The sequence below is a fragment of the Mesobacillus sp. S13 genome, from assembly GCF_020422885.1.
GTDB classification, from domain to species: Bacteria; Bacillota; Bacilli; order Bacillales; family Cytobacillaceae; genus Mesobacillus; species Mesobacillus selenatarsenatis_A.
This window is the reverse complement of sequence record NZ_CP084622.1, coordinates 206,630-229,286: the sequence shown is the minus strand read 5'-3', so window position 1 is coordinate 229,286 and position 22,657 is coordinate 206,630. Positions and strand designations below refer to the sequence as shown.

The following is a 22,657-nucleotide window of genomic DNA, read 5'->3' as shown; positions in this document are numbered from 1 at the left end:
CAATTTTAAAACTGTAAATAAATATTCATAAATTTCCTGATAATATATCTCCATTAAATGATAACAGTTTTCTTTCGTCAAATAAAATCAACTTATCGACAGAATTCTGCGTTTATTGCATTGTAGTTATTATCCCTTAATTTGCTGAATTCAATTTTCTGTGAGATAAATTTTTGTCAGGATTAGTAGAATCTCTTTGATTTACCAGGCTGATTGGGGTTTTGGGGGACCGCTTTTTTTGTTTTCCTTTGAAAAACCGTCCGAACTTGAACTGGATTCTTACAGCTTTACTTAGTTTCCACCCAAACCTGTCTGAACTTGGAGCTACTTCTGACAACTTTACTTCTTTTCTCATCAAACCTGTCTTAAGTTAGGCCTTCTTTTGACAGCTTTTCCTGGTTTCTACCCAAACCTGTCCGTACTTGGACCCTCTCCTGACAGCTTTTCCGCTATTCTCATCAAACCTGTCATAACCCCAGCCTACTTTTCCGACCTTCTCCCCAATAAAAAAGAGACAAGCCCATAAGCTTGCCTCTCACACAGGAAAACATCCGATTTTTATTTTTGGGTTATGTATAAGGCCTGCTGGCAGGCCAGGTGTTCGGTTACAAAAAAACGCTCTGTTTTAAGAGCGTGCTTTAAATCAAAATTCGATAAGACCTAAACTTACCTGAAGGGCTTCATCCACTTTTTCCATCATTTCGTCATCGAGATGGGTAATTTTATCGGTTAGGCGCTGTTTGTCGATTGTGCGTATTTGCTCCAATAAGATGACCGAGTCTCGTTCAAAACCGTACCGCTTCGCATCTATTTCTACATGAGTGGGAAGCTTGGCTTTTTGGATCTGTGCTGTGATCGCTGCGATAATGACTGTGGGACTAAACCGATTCCCGATGTCGTTTTGGATGACCAGGACAGGGCGAACTCCGCCTTGTTCTGAACCAACAACTGGGGATAGGTCCGCAAAATAGACGTCACCACGTTTGACAATCAAAGGATTATCCTCCGCTGACTAGACGTTCAACTGTGTGTTCTGCCTCGTATTCTGCTTGAAATGCTTCAGATGCAATGGTCAGATTAATCTTGGCCATTTCCATATAGCCACGTCTCATGGATTCACGAATTTGTCTCTTTTTCTTCTCACGCAAAAACATTTTTGTTGCCTGATAAATAAATTCGCTGCGGTTTACGTTCTCTTGCTTAACAAATCCATCTAGTTCACTTAAAAGATGCTGCGGTAACTTTACCAAAATCTCAGTTGTTGCGCTGGATTCAGACACAAACATACACCTCCACCATCATCACTACATACCATTATTAAGTTCGTTATCTCTCTACCATTACTAATATTATCACTATTTATGCCAGATGCAAAGGTAAATCAGCAATTCTTCTGTATTATCCGCCAAAAATTTAGTATTTTATGCATGGTATTAGCGGGATTGCACAGGTTTGTTAATTAATGGATGTGTTTTATAACAGTGAATTGTTCAAATCGACCACTTTTCCATTTTGTCTGTACAATCTTGGCACCCTTGAGGAGATGATGCAAGGGACTTCATAGTTGATCGTTTCTAGCTTGCTGGCAATCTCATTGATGGAGATTGACTCTTGTTCCTGGCTGCCGATCAAGGTAGCGATCGTTCCTACAGGGACCTCGTACGGAAGCTTTACCATGCATTGATCCATGCAGATCCGACCGATGATCGGTGACCTTTTGCCATCGACCAGTACTTCCTGGCCCTGCAGTCTTCTTATCCATCCATCAGCATACCCAATCGGAAGTGTCCCTACCCAAATTTCTTCAGGCGCTTCATAGGTCGCGCCGTAACTGACCTTCTCACCTTTTTCAAGCTTCTTTACATGAACGAGCCTGGAATGCAGCGTGAACGCCTCATGCAGCTCGACAGGCAATTCTGGCGCAATCTCCATTGACGGAGCCAGCCCGTACATCGCAATTCCGACTCTTACCGCATTGAAGCGGGCATCCGCGTGCATCAGAGCAGCGGCACTATTGCTGCTATGGACGATCGGCGGCTGCGTTTCCAATGCCCCAAGCATTTCCCGGAACAAAGCAAGCTGTTTGTTAAAATACGTGTCATCCAATTCATCCGCCGTAGCAAAATGCGTATAGATGCCATGCAGCTGGAGTCTTTTATCATCTTCGATCAATTTTTCCGCAGACTTCAATTCTTTTACGGAACGGATTCCAATCCGTCCCATTCCTGTGTCTATTTTTATATGAAGAGACAAGCTGGCATCTGCTTTAAGTACTTCACGTGCTTTTCCCAGCCAATCCTCCTGGAAAACTGTAAGGATGATCCCTTCCTCAGATGCAATATTTACATCCTCTGGCCGGCTGGCACCCAGTACGAGGATCGGTGCGGTGACCCCCTTCTTCCTGAGCGCGAGTGCCTCATCCATGAACGCGACAGCAAGCATGGATGCACCTGCCTCCAATGCCGCCTCGGCCACCTGTGAATCCCCATGTCCGTACGCATTGGCCTTCACGACGGCAATAAATTCAACGTTTTCAGGTAAATGGTCCCTGATTCCCTCCACATTTGCCCTAATGTGATCCAGGTCCACTTCTGCCCATGTATCACGGTAAAAAAATCCTTGCTCCTCCACCGAAACTCCACTTCCTTCAATCCGAACATTATTTTTTATTGTTTTATTATCAAACCGAAAGAACTCAATGTCAAATGGATAATATATACGGGGCTTTGGAGCAGAAAGTACGTGGCCGGAAACGCAGTTTGGGCCGGTAAAGTTGTTTATTCCGCAAAAAAATATATATTGATATTCCTTAAAATCAGATTTTTCCCCTTAAAAAGCCGCATTATAGTTTTATTCCTTACCCATAAAAAAACAGGCCCAGGTTACACTGAGCCTGCCTTTAAGGTATTATTTTTCCATATCAGCCAGTACTGACTTTGCGACCATTTCCAATTCTTCTGGTGATAGGTCTGTTGAAGCCAGCATATAATCGACACCGAGGTGTGTCCACGAAACGGAGGTTTCGTTCATGGCTCCGATTGTGAATCCGAGGTCGACAGGTTTTCCAGTCATGTTGATCGCAGAGGACATTGCAGGCATCGCATCTGCTTTTTCCTGGATCAGCGTGAATGATTTTTCGCCGTCATATGTGAGCACCACGCGCTTACCATTCTCGGTCGTGATCTCTTTTTCATCAATCAAAGTCACGCCTGGAATTTCTGCAACTGGATATTTCACGGTGAATTCGTTGTCTTCCGCATTTGCCATTACAGGTACCTCAAGCTGTGCACCTGTCATGTTTTTCTTCATATCAAACGCATCCTTGTCAAAGCTTGCGTCGAATTTCACGTCTGAGAACTCAACCGTAACCAATGAATTCCGGTCAGGGTCCATCACCTTGACGCTGACTGGTGCCAGGTTCTTTTTGTTCAGCTTGATTTCCTGGATCGGAAGCATCTTATTGTTTTGGTATCTTGTTTTTGTTTCGAACACATAATGTTCCTTTGTCGCCGAGAACTTCGCTTGCTTATCCTCGAGAATATCCATGATTAAAGATTCGTAAAGGTACGCCTGACTGCTGTTTTTCGGCCATTCGCTCTGGAAACGGAAGCTCTTGTTCAACGCTGGTGTCAGAACAAAAACTCCTTCCTCATTCCTGAGGATCATCTGGCTCTGGTCCTTCTGGGCATTCTTCAGGTTCACACGGTAAAATGACGGATCTTTATGCCAAATCTCCACATCGTACACTTGCGGCTCCGTACCCATCTGCAATGTCATCTTTGCCTTAGCCTTGTAACTCTTCAGGTCCTCGAGCGTTCCATCCAACTCCTTAACCACAGATTCCTGTGATTTCGTACCGCAGGCAGCCAGAGCAAAAACAACCATGAGCCCGGCGAGAAGCAACAATAACCTTTTCTTCATTCTTCCAACCCCTTTTAGTCTCATTTAAACGTGTAAAGGGAAAGAAAGGACAGGAATAAGACACTGGCTGCAAAATTGCTTGAGTAGTCTTCGTGCAGCCATGTTCTCGCCGCCCTAGCCTTGTCTCCCTTACTGCATTATGAATATATGAGACAACCTGGGCGAATATGCCCCTGGGATTGACAAGCATTTTAAATTTTTTCGATAACCACCTGCGCGATAGCGTATTGCTCACTGTGTGAAATAGATAGGTGGACTCCCTCCATATAAGGCTTCGTGACGATTGGCCGCCCATGCGGGTCGTTTTCGACTTCGATATCCACGAAGGACAATTCCTTGCCGATGCCAGTCCCCTTCGCTTTTGAAAAAGCCTCCTTCGCCGCCCAGCGCCCTGCAAGGAATTCAATTCCTCTCCGCTCATTATATTGTCGGTAAACTTCCCTTTCCTTTTCTGTTAAAACTCGCTCCGGAAAACGCGGCTGCGATTCTACCAGCTTGCGGATCCGGTCGATTTCCACGATATCGATTCCTGTTCCGATGATCATTTTTCCAGCTCCCTTCTAAAAAAGCTTCATGCAGCATACAAAATAGTGTACAACTTTTGCCGGTTAAGGCTATCCTTTAAATTAGGACCTTTATTTGAAAAGAGATTTTTCATCACACCTAATTCACAAATATCCAAGCCTCGCGATAATGAGGACCGAGGAGGTTTCCATGTTTACAAGAACCGAAAGCTTGCGCGACTTCATTAGGTTTTACCCGGTAATTTCTATCATCATAACCATCCATATCTTATTATACTTGCTGACGGCATTGCCAATCTTTCCAAGCAAATACCTGTTTGGACTTTTAGCCGGTGTGAATTTGTATGTTGTGAATGGAGAGTACTGGCGACTATTCACACCGATCTTCATGCATGCCGGTTTTGCACATATGCTGTTCAACAGCTTTTCACTCGTCTTATTCGGCCCGGCACTCGAGCAGATGCTTGGCAAAACGAAATTCATTCTGATTTACCTCGTGACGGGCATCGCTGCAAACGTCGCTACCTTGATCCTCGAACCGTTGACATACACACATGTAGGCTCGAGCGGGGCCATCTTCGGCCTGTTTGGTTTCTATATTTCTATCATAATGTTCCGGAAAGCCATGTTGTCACGTGAAAACTCCCAGACAATCATGACGATTGCCATCATCGCCGTGATCATGACGTTCGTCCAATCAAACATCAATATTACCGCCCATATTTTCGGCATGCTTGCTGGTTTTCTAATCGGTGCTGCCATTTATAGAAGGTAATCACATTTTAAAAAGCGCCTCAAGGGCGCTTTTTTTGGTATGAGTGAAGAAATATCAAGCTCTGCTGAACAAAGCCGTTTTTAATTTCCTCACTCTGATGTTTCATGTGAGTACCAATGATAGATCCTATCAACATGCTTTTTCTCAAGGTCAATGACTTTGCCGCCAGCTCCGCCATGCCCTGACTTCACAATGGCCTCGACGGTAGCGAGATTCTTTTTCCTCTGAAAAAAGCTTTCTTTCATGCTGAATGACTGGACTTTATTTTTCTTCATATATACTGTGTTCTTGACGATATTGCGGTATCGGAAGGTCAGCATCCCTTGGTCGAGACTCCAGCCTGCATCCTTGTAATTCAGGTAGGACCAAATGGCTGAAGCCGGGAGCAGGAGCAATGCGCCAAAGCCCCATGGCCTTAAAAACCAGATGGCTGCAATGATGACCGGCAGTGTAAATATCCAGCCCTTCAATAAATACCTGCTATATGCCCTCACAGGCGCAGGTGATATATTGACGCGGAAGTGGTACTCCGTCAAGTGCGGTTCAAGCAGGTCGGGGATTTTTCTTTTTTTCACAATCGGCAGGATGAGGACCTTGGAGCTTTCCTGGTCAAGCGCCGAGCCACCCGCACTTTCCAGGAATGCCGATGCATAGCCTAATGGCTGCCTGACGAGATTCTCGCTGATCCGGACAGCCTGGATCCGATTGAGCGGGATCGTGAACTGACGCTTTTCCAGTAATCCTCTTGTGATAACTAGGTCATTATCCACTTTTCTCACGGTAAAATTAGCGTATTTCAGCATCGTCCCAAATAGTGCGATCATCCATGCCAGCAGGAATCCAATAAAAACGACAACACTGATAAAAATAACGCCGTTTTGAACAAAGTTCTCGACTCCATCAAAAATTTGCTCATAGGGAATGAACTCTTCAAATTGGAATACGAACGCAAGCACCGCAGAAATGACGACACCGACGCCGCCTGATGTCGTCGCCAGCATTAATAGCTCTGGAACCGAGATTTTATAAAGAAGATCATCGGATGATTGTGGCTCCTCTTCTCCTTGGAGCATTTGCCCAGACTTTTTAATGGAAACGAGATAATCATGGATTTCTTGTGCATCCTGCTTCGTGATCGCCGTAAGGATTGCCTCTCCATCCTGGAGTCCCATTCCGCCTGAACCTGCCGTCTCCACCTTCACCTTCACAAGCCCGAACAGCCGCTGCAAGATTCCTTCTGACAAATCAAGACTTTGGATCCGGTCGAATGGAATATAGCGCTTTTTCCTGACGATCAATCCGTATTCAATCCGCAATTCGCCTTGCTCGATGCGATATGTAAATCGGTACCACGACAAAACTCCATAAACCAATACCAGCACGACGACACCAATCGATCCAAAGAAGTAAAAGAGATCCCAATCGGTTCCCCGGCTTCCAAATACAACGAAGATCAAGAATGGGATGATCATTTCCTTCAGCTGGCGAAGTGCATTGACGACAGCGGCAATCGGATGCAGCCTTTTCGGTTCAGACATCTTCATCCGCCACCCTTGCCAATCTTGAAATGGAAATCCTTAAGTTTTCGGCCTCCTCCATATCAAGCGCAGGTATTTCGTGGATCGTCGCAGCTGTCGAAATGGTTACTGTCGATAACCTGTATTTCCGCAGCAAAGGTCCTTGCTGGGTATCGACATGCTGGACACGGATCATCGGTATGAGCGTCCTCTTAATGATGAATACCCCGTATTGAAGTTCAATTTCTTGCTCCCTGACTTCATAGCGCCAGCGTTTCCAGCGCAAGGAAGGCAATAATATAATAAATAAATAGCTATATACAGCAGCCACAGCAAGGGCTGCACCAATAATCCAGATAGGAAAATCAAATATAATCGTCATGGCGATCAGACCGCCTGCTACTATCCATACCACCAGGGAATGGAGGCCAGCAGCAATTTTCCACACGGTCAATGCCTGCCTGGAAATCCGCTTTTGCGGCTCAGAAATCGTCATAAGGATTCCTCCCATTTTTCCAATTAATAGCACCTTTCTAAGTATACAACAACAAAACGTAAGTATGGCACTATATTGGGAGGAAAATGAAATATCGCGAATTTATTTTATTAGGAAACTGCTGCCGTCCATAGACTCAACTCCCGGCTTTTGTTTTAATTCTTCCGCTAACTTGAACAAGGCAAGGTCCTTCTTTTTCGCCTCAATCATGCAGTGAATTTCCGGGACAGACCCTTTTATTCCATTAAGGAAATCCATGAACATATCAGCATCTACATATTCGGCGTGTGCCCGGAATTCTTTTTCGGAGCGAGGACTAGAAATATGCATTTTCACTGGCAGCTTCGAGTGTTCCCATGTGCCGACGATTCGACCCCATTGTTCCTGCCAGTTTATATCCTCATGATGAGCGAGATGATGATGATAGTCGAACACCAGCGGAATCCCTAGCTTTTCGCAAAGGTAAAGTGTGTCGTTTAGTGTGAAGGATGTATCATCATTTTCTAGGATGATCATGTTCTGCAGCCTTGTTGAAACAAGCCCCCAGTTATGGATGAATTGCTCCAGCGCTTTTTCCTTGTCTTCATAAACTCCGCCGACATGGAGGACACATCGGTGCTCAGTGTCGATTTCCATCCCCTTCAACAACGCATGGTGCAGCGCCAGTGTCTTGATTGAATTGTTGAGAGTATCCGTCTTCAGCGTATTCAGCAAGACAAAATGATCTGGGTGAAAATCAACACGCATCGGGTTTTCTTGTAAAAAGTCCGCAATATCCTTTAATGGCTCTTTTATTGCGCGCATATATTTCCAATCGGAAAGCTCTTCATGATTGGCAAGCGGTATCAGCCTGGAGCTCAGACGAAAAAAATGAATCTCATTCGCCTTGCTGTGCCTTAACAGCCGCAGGCAGTTCTCTAGATTGGAGATCGCGATTCTCTCCAGCTTATTGATGGCTGCATCCCTGTCCTTGATTCCCTGGAATTGCTTGAAAGTCATCGTCTGTGAAGGCGAAGCATTCTTCAGTTCCTCACTCATCGCCACATAACCAAGCCTGACAATCGTCATTTCAGCCACCCCCATTTTTATTGGTAGTATGCCCAGGTTCAGTAGATGGAGACTGGTAAAATTACTGCATCAAATGAGGTTGGTCGATATAAATGGAATGTGGTCGATATATCCCGAAATGTGGTCGATATATTGAAAAAAGTGCTGATATATTCTGAAATGTGGTCGATATATCGCAAAAAGCGCTGATATCTTTCGAAATGTGGTCGAATTATTGTTGGATGTGGTCGAATTATCCTGAAATGTGGTGAATTTATCGCGGAATGCGGTTGAATGATCTTGAATTTGTGGTCTAAGTAGTTTGGTTTCATGTAGTTGATCGTCTTTCACTTGAAAAAGCACATAAAAAACCCCGGTTCAATTAAAAACCGGGGTTGGGTGTTAATTTTAGCGTGACGATCTTGATTTGTAGCTGCCGCCTTCTCTGCTGCCGCCGCCGCCTGAGCGTTTTGTTCCAGAGCGTGGCTTATAAGGCTTCTTGCGGCCGTCGCCTCCTCTGTTATCAAAACGTCTGCGGTCTCCTTGAGGCTTTTTATCTCTTCTGTTTGGAAGAGGCTTTTCCTCAGTAAGCTTAACAGGAGTTGTATCCGGCTCTTTCGTGAGCATCTTCAATACGGATGCAACCACTGTTTGTGCATCATGGCCTTTTAACAGTTCATCAGCAGCCTGGCGGTAGTATTGAAGGTTATTGGACTCGATAGTTTGTGTAATCTTTTCAATAACAGCTCTTTGCTGGCCTTCAAGCGCCTGATCCAAAGTTGGAGCTGTCATTTTTTCCATGCGGCGTTTTGTCGTTTTTTCCACTACATGGAGGTACGAAGTCTCTCTATGTGTGACAAACGTGATCGCCATACCCTCTTTACCTGCACGGCCAGTACGTCCGATACGGTGTACATAGCTTTCAGGATCCTGAGGGATATCGAAGTTGTATACGTGTGTTACTCCAGAAATATCAAGTCCACGTGCTGCAACGTCAGTCGCAACAAGCACGTCGATTGAACCTTCCTTGAACTTTCTTAAAACAGACATACGCTTCGCCTGTGTAAGGTCTCCGTGGATTCCCTCAGCTGTGTAACCGCGCAAGTTCAATGCTTCTGAGAGCTCATCAACACGGCGCTTTGTGCGTCCGAAGATGATGGCCAATTCAGGAGACTGGATATCAAGTAGACGAGTAAGAACGTCGAACTTGTTCTTTTCCTGAACTTCAACATAGTATTGCTCAATCAAAGGAACAGTCATTTCCTTTGCTTTCACTTTCACGACTTCAGGGTCCTTCATGAAGCGCTCAGCAATCTTGCGGATTGGTCCTGGCATTGTAGCCGAGAACAATAATGTCTGGCGTTCGTTCGGGATTTGTGCAAGGATTGCCTCAATGTCTTCGATGAAGCCCATGTTCAGCATTTCATCTGCTTCGTCAAGGATGACTGTTTCCACATTTTCAAGACGGATTGTCTTTCTGTTGATATGGTCAAGAAGTCGTCCTGGCGTTCCGACGATGATGTGCGGTCCTTTTTTCAAAGCGCGGATCTGGCGGTTGATATCCTGGCCGCCATAGATTGCAAGGACGCCCACTCTTTTGCCGGCACCGATTTTGTATAATTCCTCGGAAACCTGGATAGCCAATTCACGTGTTGGCGCAATGATGATTCCCTGGATGTTGCGATCTTCTTTTTTGATTTTCTCCACCAAAGGGATACCGAAAGCCGCTGTCTTACCAGTACCTGTCTGTGCCTGGCCGATTACGTCTTTATTCTGAAGGCTGATTGGAATCGTCTCTGCCTGAATCGGAGTTGCTTCCTCAAAACCCATATTCTTTACAGCTTTTAATGTTGCGGGGCTAATGCCCATGTCTTGGAACATTGTCAACTTTGCTCATTCTCCTTTATGTTCACATTTATCCCGCATCGGGTTCCCGATGCATCGTTTATTTTAAGTGGCTGTGTAAGGATCCAAACCATTTCTGATTCTGGTTAATTTTATTGTACCTTTACGGCAAAATAGGTGTTAGCACCTTGTGTTTTAAGCAGGGCTGAATCAGCGAGTACAATACGCTGAAGCACAGAACCTGAAATATTAGCAAAAAAAGACATTCTCCAGCACGGGAGTATGTCCGCTTAAAGGATTTTCTCAGTTAGACACTCAATATTCATCATACCATCTTTAGGAAGGAAAAGCAATTTTTGAGGAATCGCCTTAGCTATTGATTCCTTCCTTTGCATGTGAGGTCAAAAAATCATAAACCTCATCAAATAGGTGTTCTTTTTCATCACAGTGACAGATCAGATGTTTGGAGTTCTTATAAAAAATCAGCCTCTTATCATCAGCGCCAATATTTTCATATAAGTAATGGGCGCTTTTCGGGGGAACAATGCCATCACTTTCGCCTTGCGCGATTAGAGTTGGCACCTTAACTTCATTGAGAATAGGCTTGATTTTAGTTACAAGCCTGCGAAACTGCAAGGTAGCGGTCATGGGTGTTTCTTTGATTTTTCGTGTATAACGCCTGAATAACTCGTTTTCTTTAAGATTCCCTTTTAACGTGTCCCTCATCATTTCCTTAATGTCGAACGCAAGCTGTTTAGGATTCACATAATAAGCAGCCGCACTGAGCAGGACGAGTTTATCAACCGGATAAGTCGAGGCGAGATAGCTGGCAATCAGGCCACCCATTGAAAAACCCACAACATAGACGGTACCACACTCTTTCAATAACGCCTTCAGCTCGTTTTCAGCATGGGCAATCCACTCATTATGTTTGATTCCCTTCAAATTGAGCTCATTGCCATGGCCAGGCAGGGTAGGAACAACTATTTTCCAATCGGTCCTTTCTTTCAACGACTGGGCAAGTGGCTCCACTTCAAACGGAGACCCCGTAAAACCATGGATTAACAGACAACCTATCATAACCTATCACCCATTAGTTTTTCTCGTATTTAATCTTTCCCCATTTTAAATCATTTAACCCAGATTTTCCTCGAAAATGCCTTTTGGAAAAGAACAAAAAGATGCCCAGTAGAACGGACATCTTCTTGTTGCGGATTACTTCTGCAATGCATGGACGACTTCTTCGAGCGCCATGCCGCGTGATGCTTTTACGAGGACAATGGTTTCGCCTGTTACATATTTCTTCATTTCATTACTTAACTCCTGCTTATCCTGGAAAGCAAATGCCCTGTCATCGCCTAGAACTTCTTTTGCGCCTTTAGCGATGGATTCGCTTAGTTTTCCGTAGGTGAATACATAATCGATTTTCCCTGGTTCAAGCGATGTCCCAACCTTGTAATGATACTCCTCCTCAAGAGGCCCAAGCTCGAGCATGTCACCAAGCACAAGGATTTTACGGCTATAGCCAGACAGATTGGCAACGAGGTCAATTGCCGCGTTCATGGATGTCGGGCTCGCATTGTAGGCATCATTGATGATTTTTTCACCATGAGTGCCTTCGGAAAGCTCCATTCTCATATTTGTCAGCTTCAAGCCTGCAAAGCCATCGTTCATTTTTTCAAAAGGAACGCCCAGGAACTCTGCCGCAAGCATGGCTGCCAGCGAATTAAGGATATTATGGTTTCCAAGTACCGGGAGATAAAAAGTTTCATCAACAAGGTTTGTCTTGAACTTATTGCCATTTTCTAACGGCTCGATGCTGAGCGGATAAAGGTCATTGTCATGGCTTGCACCAAACGTTTTCAGCTCTCCATTCCCTTTATAATCCTTCAGCCTTTCCTGAAGAAGCGGCTCGTCTCCATGGAAGATGATCAGCCCATTCTCCTGGAGGCCGTCGATGATTTCCAGTTTCGCATCGGCAATCGCTTCCCTTGAGCCAAGATCAAGCAGGTGAGATTCTCCAATATTCGTGATGATGACCGCATCAGGTCGGCCCAATTTAGTTAAAAACTCAATTTCACCCTTGCTGCTCATGCCCATCTCAAGCACAGCGACTTCTGTATCTTCACGCAAACGAAGAAGCGTCAGCGGCAGGCCAAGGTGGTTATTGAAGTTCCCTTCTGTTTTTTGCACTTTATATTTCTGGGCAAGCAGATTGGCAGTCATGTCCTTGGTCGTCGTTTTCCCATTGCTTCCGGTAATCCCGACAACCTTGATGTCTAGTGAATTGCGGTAGCTTCTTGATAACTCCTGCAAGGCAATTGTCGTATCTTCAACGATGATGATTGGCAGATCTTCTGGCGGATTCGGTACATCTTTTTGCCAGAGGGCTGCCGCAGCTCCGCCATTTCGGATGACATCTGCCACAAAGTTATGGCCATCTGTCCGTGCCCCTTTAAAAGGAACAAACAGATTTCCTGCTTCGATTTTACGAGTGTCAATCGAAACACCCTTCACCTCTACATCAGCAAATTGGCTGACATCATTAAGTGCTCCTGCCATTTGGGCGATTTCTGATAGTGGTTTTTGAATCATGTTTATTTCCTCCCATGAGAAAAGCGCAAGCGCCTTGGTCAGCCCCGACAAGCGTTGGAGGGCCAACCAGTGAAGTCGTTCTTTGACTTCATTGGGCGGACCGAAATCGAAAAGTATAGCCGACTGCCCAGAAACGCAGAAACTGGAGACTCCGATAAAGAAGCGCTTTTGGCTTCTGCCGGCGGAGTTGAAGTTTCGGAGTTTCTAGGAGGCGAAACTAGACAAACGTCTCGAGGGGCTAGGCGCTGAGCTAGACACTAATCTAAGTAAAAAAATTATACTTCCAAGTGAAAGAGAACACGGCCGCGGCCGTGTCTCACTGGTTGATTTATGCGTTAAAATGTATATTTGATCTTCTGCTTTTCAGCGTGGCGTTCGATTCCAAGGTTCACCAGCTTTTCGATCAGCTGCGGATATTCGACACCTGTATGCTTCCACAAGAGCGGGAACATACTGAATGGTGTGAAGCCCGGCATTGTGTTAACCTCGTTGATCAGCAGCTGGCCATCCTTGGTCAGGAAAAAGTCAGCCCGGACGAGACCTGAGCAATCGAGCGCTTTGAACGCAGTGATCGCCATTTCTTTTAGATCAGCATATTGCTGTTCTGTGATTTCAGCTGGGATGATCATCGCTGTATCGCCATCTTCATATTTCGCTTTGTAATCATAGAAATCTTTTTTAGGGACGATTTCACCAACGACGGAGCATTCTGGTTCATCGTTTCCAAGTACGCCAATTTCGATTTCACGGGCGACAACACCCTGCTCGATAATGATTTTACGGTCGAATTGGAAGGCCTCTTTGAAGGCTCCCTCAAGCTCCTGCTTATTGGATGCTTTGCTGATCCCCACGCTGGATCCAAGATTAGCAGGCTTTACAAAGCAAGGATAGCCAAGTCTTTCTTCAACAAGGCCGTATACCTTTTCGCTGTCTCTTTCCCATTCGCTTCTAAGAGCGGCCACATAGTCCACCTGAGGAAGTCCCGCCTGTGCGAATACATTTTTCATGACGATTTTATCCATGCCCGCAGCTGAGGCAAGTACGCCATTTCCGACATAAGGCAGGTTCAATAATTCCAGCAAGCCTTGAACCGTACCATCTTCACCGTTCGGTCCGTGAAGCAATGGGAAGATGACATCTAGAGTCTGGTTGGATTCTTCTCCGCCTGCCTGGAATAAAGCCGGTGTGAAGGAAGGAGTCGGCAGATTTGATTGGTCGTTAAACTCAAGCGCCTTGACATTCTCTGCAGGAGCGCCAAGCTGCGGACCCTTGACCCACTCTCCTTCCTCCGTTATGTATATAGGATAAATCTCGAATTTTTCAAAATCCAATGCTTTCGTCACAGCCAATGCTGTTTGCATCGATACTTTATGTTCAGCCGATTTGCCGCCGTACAGCAGCCCGATTCTTGTCTTCATAAAAATAGACCTCCAATAAATTCAATCTGGCTCCACTTTCCGCTTCCTATTTTACCACTTTATTTTTAAATTACGGAATTGTTATCAATTTTTAATAAAGCTCTTTTTTCGTGAACTTCGTTGCTTTCTACCTGCTTTTGGGATTTCATGAATATCACCGTATTTCCTACTTGAAAGTGAATAACTGTTCTTGTTCAAAAAAGCAACTATCCACACGAAAAAGCCCTCAAGCTATACTATTTCCTGTTTTTTCAGTGTGAAACCTGCCAGGGAGTTAAAAGTTTGCATTCAGAGAAATAGTTACCATTCAAATAATCACTTATAGGCAAATAACCTAATTTCAGCGCCTGATTTACCATATGAATTGACTAATAAATCTGTGAATAAATCTCTTTATAAACCATTTATAGACACCCAACAAATACAATTGTGCGTTTAGGTAGTTAAGACATCTTGGAGGTATTTTCTTTTAGCTGGAAAAAATCGAGGGTAATTTCCAATTCGCTATATAAATCAGATTCCCGCTATATAATTTAGATTTTCGCTATATTAATCGGATTTTCGCTATATTAATTAAAAACCCGCTATATTAATTAAAATCTCGCTATATAAATCCATTAGCATAATTTTTTTAGTCAGGTATCCGTCCTATTACGTTATTAAAATTAAAACTACAAAGAAAAAACGCTCAGGTTTTCCCTGAACGTTGATTATTTTACGATTAATACCGGTGCTTTTACTCGTTTAGCGACTTTGTGGCTGACGCTGCCAAGGACCATTTCCTGCAGACCGTTCAAACCGCGGCTGCCGACGACGACGATATCGAATGAATTCTTGTTGGCATAGTCGACAATGGCCGGTCCCGGTTCACCGAGCAATTTTTCATACCTGTAATTCAGTTGTTCCTCTTCAAGCATGTTGGTTACCGGCTGGAGCCTGATTTTTCTTTTCTCCTCAACGATTGTGCGATCCGGATTGTGCAAGACATCTTCCTTAGAAGTCTGCCCATCGACTACATACACAACAGTTATTTCACTATCGCCGCTAAGCTTTGCTAATTCCACTGCTTTTTTTGCCGCGCGCACTGAATGGTCAGATCCATCTGATGCAAGCAAGATTCTTTTAAACATCCCATTCCTCCTACATTGATTTCCATTACCTAATATATAAAGAAAGCACGCTGATTCGTCAACGTGCTTCCTGAAAAAGTCATTATTTTTTAATGTCCGGAAAGCTTTGCGCCTTCCTGTTTGTGAACGGCTAATTTGTCAATCAAGTGGGAGCTCGGTTCATTCAATCCTTGGAGGCGGACTAACGTTCCACTTTCCCTTAATTTGATGACGATTTTATCGATGGCCGCAACCGCTGAATCATCCCAGACATGGGCATGAGTCAAGTCGATCACGACTTCTTTTGCAGCTTCTTTCAAATCGAATGATTCGATCAAGTCTGTAACTGAGGCAAAGAAAACTTGTCCTGTTACAAAATACGTCCTGCGTTCTGCTGCCACATCAAATGTTGAGGTAACCTTCACCTTGGAAATCTTTGCTACGAAGAAGATCGCACTCAAGATGATTCCGGCAAATACACCTTTTGAAAGGTCATGCGTGAATACTGTTGTGACCGTTGTAACGACCATGACGATTGAATCGGTAACAGGCGTCTTTGCCATGCCTTTGATGGATGACCAGTCGAATGTTCCAATCGAAACCATGATCATGACGCCAACAAGGGCAGCCATTGGAATTTGCACAACAATATTTCCTAAAACAATAATCAGGAACATCAAGAAAGTACCAGCAACAAGCGCGGACAATCTGCCTCGGCCGCCTGATTTAACATTTATAACGGATTGTCCGATCATTGCGCAGCCTGCCATGCCGCCGAATAACCCGGCAACAATGTTCGCAATCCCCTGGCCACGGCTCTCTTTATTTTTATCACTAGAAGTATCCGTCATATCATCAACGATTGATGCTGTCAGCAAGGATTCCAGCAAGCCGACAATTGCCAGAGCGATTGAATAAGGGAAGATGATCTTTAACGTTTCCAGGTTGAATGGAACATCAGGAATCAGGAATGACGGCAGGGTAGATGTCAGTGTACCCATATCGCCCACAGTCCTCACATCACTCTTTGTCATAAGCGCAATAACAGTAATCACGATGATTGCGACAAGTGGTGACGGAACAGCCTTGGTAATGCGCGGGAAAAGATAGATGATTGCCAGCGCACCGGCTACCATTGCATACATCACCCATGTTGCGTCAACAAATTGCTCAAGCTGTGCCATGAAAATCAGGATTGCAAGTGCGTTAACGAAGCCAATCATGACAGAACGCGGAATGAACTTCATGAACCTTGCCAATTTAAGCACACCAAACAGAATCTGCAGGAGACCTGTCAAAATCGTAGCAGCCATTAAATATTGCAAACCATGGTCAGCAACCAGCGTCACCATCAGCAGTGCCATCGCACCGGTCGCGGCTGAAATCATACCAGGACGGCCGCCGACAATCGCGATTGTCACAGCAATAGCGAATGAGGCGTAAAGTCCTACCATCGGGTCAACACCAGCAATAATTGAAAAGGCGATCGCTTCAGGAATCAAAGCAAGCGCAACGACGATCCCCGCAAGGATATCTCCTTTCACGTTGCCAAACCATTGTTCTTTAATTGTATTAGTATTCAAGTAAACACCCCTTAATATTTTTTGTGGCTTCCTACTCTCAAGCAAGCCGGGTCCGATAAAAACAGGATTTATCATAACACATATACAAAAACACGCAACTAATGTTGTAAGCGCTGTATATTATGTTTATCTCTTAATTTCTACTGATATCTTCATTTTTCATATACACACGCTAAAAACCTTAAAATGTAAATTCGACTCTATCTCTCAGCTTACTGCAAGCTATTGACGAGGGCATTTTGTTATGATGGATTGGGAGGTTTTCACATGAATACATCAAGTACATCTGCACCATTTAAGACTAATTTTTATTATGGCTGGGTGATTGTTTTCATCGCAGGGCTCGGCGTCTTTTTTTCAGGACCTGGTCAAACATACTCGGTTTCCGTCTTTATTGATTCTTACATAAAAGATTTCGGCTGGAGTCGGTCACATGTATCGGCCGTCTATTCACTTGCGACGCTTGCCGCAGGAATCTGCATGTTCTTTGTCGGCAGGTTCGTGGATAAATGGGGACAGAGAAAAATGTCGGTTATCGTCGGTATTGGATTGGCCTTTGCTAGCTTTTGGAACAGTATGGTCGTCAACACGGCGATGCTGTTCATTGGTTTCTTCCTGATTCGCTTGCTCGGTCAGGGGTCAATGAGTTTGATTCCAAACACACTTGTACCACAGTGGTTCATAACCAAACGCGGAAAGGCGTTGAGCCTGATGGCAATTGGCGGCTTTGCCAGCTCCGCTGCACTTCCGCCCTTGAATGCATGGCTTGTCGCCACTTGGGGCTGGGGCTTTACATGGAAGGTATGGGGTGTCTTATTACTGGTAGTGTTTGTGCCTCTGGCCTTCTTCTTGATCAGGAATAAACCAGAGGATATTGGTGAACATCCGGATGGAATTAAACCCGACTGGACAAATGACCCTGCAGATCCTGCCAGAACAATCAAGCCATTTGTAGAGGTGAACTGGACGGTTCAGGAAGCAGTTAAAACGCACGCATACTGGCTGTTGCTATTTTGCGTCGGGATTCCTTCACTTGTTAACACAGGACTTACTTTTCATTTAATTTCTATTTTTAAAACGAATGGGATTTCGCCGGGAATCGCTGCACTAGTATTAAGCTTGATGGCCTTGATTGGTTTTCCGGTCACACTGATTGCAGGACCGCTGCTTGACCGTGTAAAAGTGCAATATGTGCTCGCCGGAATTTTTGCAGGAGAAATCATTTTCATCCTCGTCCTGCTGGCAGCCGACCAAACTGCAATCGCGATTGCATTCGGGATTTTATGGGGAATCAGCGGGGGATTTGAAAGAATAGCGTTAAACTACGTCTGGCCGAGCTTCTTCGGCAGACAATCGCTCGGAAGCATAAAAGGATCGGCTATGACGGTCACCGTGCTTGGTTCCGCTTTGGGTCCCCTTCCATTTGGCCTCGCTTATGATTATTTTGGCGGGTATGATGAAATATTGCTGATTTCGATCACACTGCCCCTTTTAGGCATCGCAGCATCACTACTTGCTAAAAAACCAGTGAAGGAAGTTCATTAGGATTTTGAGGGTTGGCTTATATATATTAGCTATGTGACCTTTTCGCAGATTCTAACTACTTCGGGCTTATAGGATGTTTCTATGTGACCTTTTTCAGCTTTCTGCCCCAATTTGGGCATATAGAACTTTTCTATATAACCTTTTTCAGCTTCCTGCCCCAATTTGGGCTTAAAGACCTTTTCTTTGTGACCTTTTTATAGCAACCAACCACATTTTGGTCATATAGACATCACGAAAAACCCCTGCAGCCAATAGCTGCAGGGGTTTCGTCATCCAATCGGAGTGCATATTTCAATATAATGTCCATCAGGATCTGCTGCATAGGCGACGACCTGGCCCCATGGTTTTTCGGTTGGCTCGAGCAGGATCGGGACTCCCGCTGCACGCAATTTTTCTACTGCGCCAGGGACATCCTCTGTCACGAATCCTAGCTCAAAGGTTTGTTCTTTCCTTACGCCATCCGGTATGGGGAGCGTCGTGATTTCGCGGCCGCCTTCTCTTGTGTTCATCGACAGCACGGTGCTGCCAGTTTCATACTCGATATAGGTCCCAAACTCATTTCTAAGTTTAAGGCCTAGCAGCTCACCGTAAAAATGCTTTGTTTTTTCCAGATCGGAAACATATAGGATGACATAGCCCATTTTCATTTCCATTCTCATCACCTCTTATAATTAAGATTCGTGATGAAGTGGATGGTTTCCTTCATTGAAACTTGAAAGCAGTTTTGCTGTTTCTATAGTTTAGGATTGCTTCCTTTGTGCAGGTGTAAATCCCCTCGCTGATTAGCTTGCCGAGCGGTGTTGCAGTGCCGGCATAGGAAATCTCTTCGCCTTGCTGTGTTGCAGCGATACAGATGCTGTCCGTGGAAATGCCAGCTGGCTGGCCGGCAACCCCAGCTCCGCTCCCTTCCAGTTCCTGCAAGACACTTATTTTTGCTTCTGCCGCGGTCATTGCACTCTGGATAAAAGCTTCCTCAGAAATTTTGCCGTTAATGAACAGCCATGTATTGATATTCCGGGGGCTGTCCCGATGTGTGCTGCCCGCAGAAACAATAATGAAAATCGACATTCCTTCAGCTTCAAAGGAGCGGTATGATGCTGTTTCAACCGGAACAGCCGTCATCATCCCCACCGTTTCGCTTGGGATGAATCCATTCTCCTGTAAGTAGTCTGCCATTTCTGCTTTATGGTCACTGCAGTCATACTCCATCGGGACAACACGGTGAACGAACGAACTATGCCAGCCAATCCCGGCACCGGTGATTCCCGAAGACATTGTCCTCAACTTCACTGGTGACTGTAGGTCAATACGGTCTGCCCCCACATCAAGAAATCTGTCGTCTATTTGCGGCGCAGCGTCATGAACGCCGTCGGTTTCCGGCATGAGCAGCAATTGAGGCCTAGCGATTTCCGGATGCGGATGGTTTTTGATCTCCGTCTTATAGACACTTTTGATCCGCTCTTCTTTTAACACTTCAACAGGAGAGTCGACAATCAGCAACTCTCCGTTTTCCATCAGCAGCAGCCTGTCACAATACAGTGATGCCAGGTTCAAATCATGAAAAATGGAGACGACCGTCAACTCCTCTTCAGCTGCCCATTTTTTCAGCAGGTCCAGCAGCTCTTTTTGAAAACTTAGGTCAAGATGATTCGTTGGTTCATCGAGCAGCAGAATCCTCGGTTGCTGCGCCAGTGCCTGAGCGAGGTAGACTCGCTGTTTTTCGCCGCCAGATAGTTCGACGATTGATTTTTCCTGGAGATGGGTAATTCCTGTCTGGTCCATCACCTTCACGACAATCTGTTCATCTTCCTCACTCCAGCTGTGGAACCAGCCTTTCTGGTGTGCATAGCGCCCGAGCGATACGGTTTCTTTCACACTATAAGGGAAGGCCTGGTCAGAATGCTGCGGCAGGACTGCCATCATCCTGGCAAGCTGCTTCGGTGTATACTGGGTCAATGGCCGGCCGTCCAGCTCAATGTCACCTTCCCTGGATTCCAAAGCGCCACTGATCATTTTTAACAGAGTGGTTTTCCCGCTTCCGTTCGGGCCAAGAATTCCAAACAACTCACCCTTGCCAACCTGAAAGGAGATTCCCTTCAACACCTCGCCACCTGCATATCCGCCTGTTAGATTCTTCACTGTGATCATCAGCCAGCACTTCTTTCCTTGCGATTTTTCATTAAAATAAACGCAAAAACCGGCGCACCGATTAATGCCGTGATCACGCCGATCGGCAATTCCGAAGGAGCGATGATCGTTCGGGATATCAGGTCTGCGAGAATCAGGAAGCCGCTGCCCATCAGGACGGATAGCGGCAGCAGATGACGATGGTCCGGTCCCCAGACTGTCCTTGTCAGATGAGGAATGACGAGACCGACGAAGCCGATTGTCCCGGATACGGCAACCGCTGAACCTGTTAAAAGTGAACCAGAAAGCAAAATCAGCAGCTTCCGGCGCTCAACATTGACACCTAGATGCTGTGCGCGCTCCTCGCCAAACGACATGGCATTCAGTTCTCTTGTGTTGGCAAGCAAAATCACCAATCCGATTATAAAGAAAGGAAAAATAATCTTAATATAATCCCAGCCGCGCATCGACACGCTGCCCAAAAGCCAGCCGATGATTTGCCTCAGCTCTTCGCCGGAGAGCGCAATCATCAAAGAAATGAAAGAACCTAGAAATGAACTTAAGATAATTCCGGTTAGAATGATCGTCTCCACCCTGAGCAGCCTGTCGACTTTCCGGGCAAAAAACAGCACAAATAAGACTGTGGCAAAGGCGAATAAAATAGTCAGCACCGGCAAGGTGAAGGCACCAATCAGCGGCAGTGAAATGCCAAAAAACAGCGTGACAACCGCACCGATGGAAGCACCTGATGAAATCCCAAGCGTGTAGGGATCTGCCAGCGGATTGCGCAGCAGGCCCTGGAAGGCAGCACCGGCAATAGCCAGAGATGCTCCTACAAGCCCTGCCAGCAATACACGCGGCAGCCTGATTTCCATGACGATACTTGCATACATCGGATCGATTTCCTGTCCCTGTAAGCGGAAAATCTCAGCACCAATAATCTCAATAATAGCGGGCACAGGGATGGAAACCGTTCCGATGGAGATGCCCAGCAGCATCGAGATGATCAAGAATGCTGCCGCAAATAGATAGGCAATTCCTTTATTATTTAAAAACGTCTGGGTAAATGGTTTTCGCAAGCTCCTCTGCTCCTTCAGCGAGCCTTGGACCTGAACGGGTAACGAGGTCGGAGTGGACATCATATACACGCTGGTCCTTGACCGCTTTTACATTATTCCAGCCCTGCCGCGCAAGAACCTGCTCATCTGCATTTTCTGTATAATAACCATAGGTTGTCACAATGACATCCGGATTACGCTCAATGATGGCTTCCGGGTCAACCTTCGCCCAGCCATCCAGATCGCCAGCAGCATTCTTTGCGCCGATCAACTCCAGCATTTCATTGATAAATGTACTCTTGCCAGCAGTGTAGATTTCCGGCGCTGGTGAAACCTCGACAAATACAGCTTTCTGCTCTTCAGGTTTAATTGCTTCTGCTTTCTTCTTCAGTTCCGCAAAACTATTTTTCATATTCTCAATAAGTTCATCTGCCTTATCTGTCTCGCCGATGGCCTGGCCAATCATCTCGATTGATCGATATACCTCTTCAAATGACTGAGCATCATTCACGACGACAACAGCAATTCCCGCATCCTTCAACTGCTGAAGCCCCTCTTTCGCGGTATCCGCAGTTGAACCAGGTGCAAGGACGAGGTCCGGCTTAAGGGAAATCATCTTCTCGATATTGAACTCCATGCCGCCGACTTTTTCCTTTGCCATTGCCTCTTCTGGATAATTGTCGAAATCGGTGACACCGACAATCGCGTCTCCGCTTTCAAGTGCATAAACGATTTCCGTGTTGCTCGGCATCAGGGAAATGATTTTTTCAGGCTTTTCCTCAATGACAACTTCTTCATCAAGCGCATCTTTTACCGTAACCGGGTATCCAGCCTTCTGCTCCTGCGCAGTTTGTTCGCTTTCCTTCTTTTCTGGCTGTGCTTCCGTGCCGCAGCCTGCCAAGATCATGGCTGCTGCCATCATCAACATCAATAACTTCTTCATTTGCTTCTCCTCCAATTTTTCGATGAGCTTTGCCAAATCAGGCTGTTGATTTCCGTCCCAGGCGCTTCACCTTTCACTCCAATCAACAGAATGTTAAAATCGTGCAAATATTGACCAAAGCCTTTAATAAATAAAAAAACATCTCCACCTGAAG

Annotated in this window: 21 protein-coding genes; 3 read left to right on the top strand and 18 right to left on the bottom strand. The window is 45.4% G+C overall.

The features are described from left to right. Positions 1 to 643: 643 nt before the first annotated feature. From ndoA to acpS, 5 genes are all read right to left on the bottom strand, one after another. Positions 644 to 994, bottom strand: coding sequence for a type II toxin-antitoxin system endoribonuclease NdoA (gene ndoA, locus LGO15_RS01245; protein ID WP_041967053.1), 351 nt, complete (start codon positions 992 to 994; stop codon positions 644 to 646). A gap of 4 nt (positions 995 to 998) precedes the next feature. Further along, on the bottom strand, positions 999 to 1,280 hold the full coding sequence (locus tag LGO15_RS01240; protein ID WP_031308192.1) for a CopG family ribbon-helix-helix protein: 282 nt from the start codon (positions 1,278 to 1,280) through the stop codon (positions 999 to 1,001). A gap of 193 nt (positions 1,281 to 1,473) precedes the next feature. Next, positions 1,474 to 2,631 (bottom strand): alanine racemase, encoded by a 1,158-nt coding sequence (alr, locus tag LGO15_RS01235; protein WP_226086394.1) that lies wholly within the window; start codon positions 2,629 to 2,631, stop codon positions 1,474 to 1,476. 276 nt (positions 2,632 to 2,907) lie between these two features. After that, positions 2,908 to 3,921 (bottom strand): LolA family protein, encoded by a 1,014-nt coding sequence (locus tag LGO15_RS01230; protein WP_226086393.1) that lies wholly within the window; start codon positions 3,919 to 3,921, stop codon positions 2,908 to 2,910. Positions 3,922 to 4,112: 191 nt separating this feature from the next. After that, positions 4,113 to 4,466, bottom strand: a complete 354-nt coding sequence (gene acpS / locus LGO15_RS01225; RefSeq protein ID WP_226086392.1) for a holo-ACP synthase — start codon at positions 4,464 to 4,466, stop codon at positions 4,113 to 4,115. Positions 4,467 to 4,635: 169 nt separating this feature from the next. Here acpS and LGO15_RS01220 point away from each other — a divergent pair, with 169 nt between their 5' ends. Beyond that, complete coding sequence (locus tag LGO15_RS01220; RefSeq protein ID WP_226086391.1) at positions 4,636 to 5,220, top strand: rhomboid family intramembrane serine protease; 585 nt, start codon at positions 4,636 to 4,638, stop codon at positions 5,218 to 5,220. A gap of 89 nt (positions 5,221 to 5,309) precedes the next feature. On the opposite strand, the gene LGO15_RS01215 is transcribed toward LGO15_RS01220, so the two are convergent. From LGO15_RS01215 to LGO15_RS01190, 6 genes are all read right to left on the bottom strand, one after another. Next, positions 5,310 to 6,758, bottom strand: a complete 1,449-nt coding sequence (locus LGO15_RS01215) for a PH domain-containing protein (protein ID WP_226086390.1) — start codon at positions 6,756 to 6,758, stop codon at positions 5,310 to 5,312. Further along, positions 6,751 to 7,233, bottom strand: coding sequence for a PH domain-containing protein (locus tag LGO15_RS01210; protein WP_167834263.1), 483 nt, complete (start codon positions 7,231 to 7,233; stop codon positions 6,751 to 6,753). Before LGO15_RS01210 ends, LGO15_RS01215 begins: the two co-directional genes overlap by 8 nt. Positions 7,234 to 7,335: 102 nt before the next feature. Beyond that, positions 7,336 to 8,301, bottom strand: coding sequence for a UV DNA damage repair endonuclease UvsE (uvsE, locus tag LGO15_RS01205; protein ID WP_226086389.1), 966 nt, complete (start codon positions 8,299 to 8,301; stop codon positions 7,336 to 7,338). A 387-nt stretch (positions 8,302 to 8,688) separates the two neighbouring features. After that, positions 8,689 to 10,167, bottom strand: coding sequence for a degradosome RNA helicase CshA (locus LGO15_RS01200; RefSeq protein ID WP_318999816.1), 1,479 nt, complete (start codon positions 10,165 to 10,167; stop codon positions 8,689 to 8,691). Positions 10,168 to 10,494: 327 nt separating this feature from the next. Then, a complete protein-coding gene (locus tag LGO15_RS01195; protein ID WP_226086388.1) occupies positions 10,495 to 11,205 on the bottom strand; it encodes an alpha/beta hydrolase in 711 nt (236 codons plus the stop codon). Positions 11,206 to 11,340: 135 nt separating this feature from the next. Next, positions 11,341 to 12,720, bottom strand: coding sequence for a UDP-N-acetylmuramoyl-tripeptide--D-alanyl-D-alanine ligase (locus LGO15_RS01190; RefSeq protein WP_226086387.1), 1,380 nt, complete (start codon positions 12,718 to 12,720; stop codon positions 11,341 to 11,343). 69 nt (positions 12,721 to 12,789) lie between these two features. Between LGO15_RS01190 and LGO15_RS01185 the strand changes: the two genes are divergently transcribed. Beyond that, positions 12,790 to 12,969, top strand: coding sequence for a hypothetical protein (locus tag LGO15_RS01185; RefSeq protein WP_226086386.1), 180 nt, complete (start codon positions 12,790 to 12,792; stop codon positions 12,967 to 12,969). A gap of 86 nt (positions 12,970 to 13,055) precedes the next feature. Here LGO15_RS01185 and LGO15_RS01180 read toward each other — a convergent pair whose 3' ends face one another. The 3 genes from LGO15_RS01180 to LGO15_RS01170 form a co-directional block, all read right to left on the bottom strand. After that, a complete protein-coding gene (locus tag LGO15_RS01180) occupies positions 13,056 to 14,138 on the bottom strand; it encodes a D-alanine--D-alanine ligase (protein WP_226086385.1) in 1,083 nt (360 codons plus the stop codon). Between the two features lie 710 nt (positions 14,139 to 14,848). Continuing rightward, the gene (locus LGO15_RS01175; RefSeq protein WP_167834268.1) at positions 14,849 to 15,268 is read right to left on the bottom strand and encodes a universal stress protein; all 420 of its coding nucleotides are present in this window, start codon (positions 15,266 to 15,268) and stop codon (positions 14,849 to 14,851) included. An 89-nt stretch (positions 15,269 to 15,357) separates the two neighbouring features. Then, the gene (locus LGO15_RS01170) at positions 15,358 to 16,830 is read right to left on the bottom strand and encodes a SulP family inorganic anion transporter (protein WP_226086384.1); all 1,473 of its coding nucleotides are present in this window, start codon (positions 16,828 to 16,830) and stop codon (positions 15,358 to 15,360) included. A 267-nt stretch (positions 16,831 to 17,097) separates the two neighbouring features. On the opposite strand from LGO15_RS01170, the gene LGO15_RS01165 reads away from it, so the two are divergent. Next, positions 17,098 to 18,375 (top strand): MFS transporter, encoded by a 1,278-nt coding sequence (locus LGO15_RS01165; RefSeq protein WP_226086383.1) that lies wholly within the window; start codon positions 17,098 to 17,100, stop codon positions 18,373 to 18,375. Between the two features lie 269 nt (positions 18,376 to 18,644). Here the strand turns inward: LGO15_RS01165 and LGO15_RS01160 are convergent, their stop codons facing one another. Genes LGO15_RS01160 through LGO15_RS01145 form a run of 4 tightly spaced genes read right to left on the bottom strand, consistent with a single transcriptional unit; the run spans position 18,645 to position 22,503 of the window. Then, positions 18,645 to 19,028: a VOC family protein gene (locus LGO15_RS01160; RefSeq protein WP_167834271.1), complete on the bottom strand. Its 384-nt coding sequence runs from the start codon at positions 19,026 to 19,028 to the stop codon at positions 18,645 to 18,647. A gap of 49 nt (positions 19,029 to 19,077) precedes the next feature. Continuing rightward, on the bottom strand, positions 19,078 to 20,523 hold the full coding sequence (locus tag LGO15_RS01155) for a heme ABC transporter ATP-binding protein (RefSeq protein ID WP_226086382.1): 1,446 nt from the start codon (positions 20,521 to 20,523) through the stop codon (positions 19,078 to 19,080). Next, complete coding sequence (locus LGO15_RS01150) at positions 20,523 to 21,581, bottom strand: FecCD family ABC transporter permease (RefSeq protein WP_226086381.1); 1,059 nt, start codon at positions 21,579 to 21,581, stop codon at positions 20,523 to 20,525. The genes LGO15_RS01155 and LGO15_RS01150 overlap by 1 nt, the downstream gene beginning before the upstream one ends. Further along, a complete protein-coding gene (locus LGO15_RS01145; RefSeq protein ID WP_226086380.1) occupies positions 21,547 to 22,503 on the bottom strand; it encodes an ABC transporter substrate-binding protein in 957 nt (318 codons plus the stop codon). Before LGO15_RS01145 ends, LGO15_RS01150 begins: the two co-directional genes overlap by 35 nt. Positions 22,504 to 22,657 lie beyond the last annotated feature (154 nt).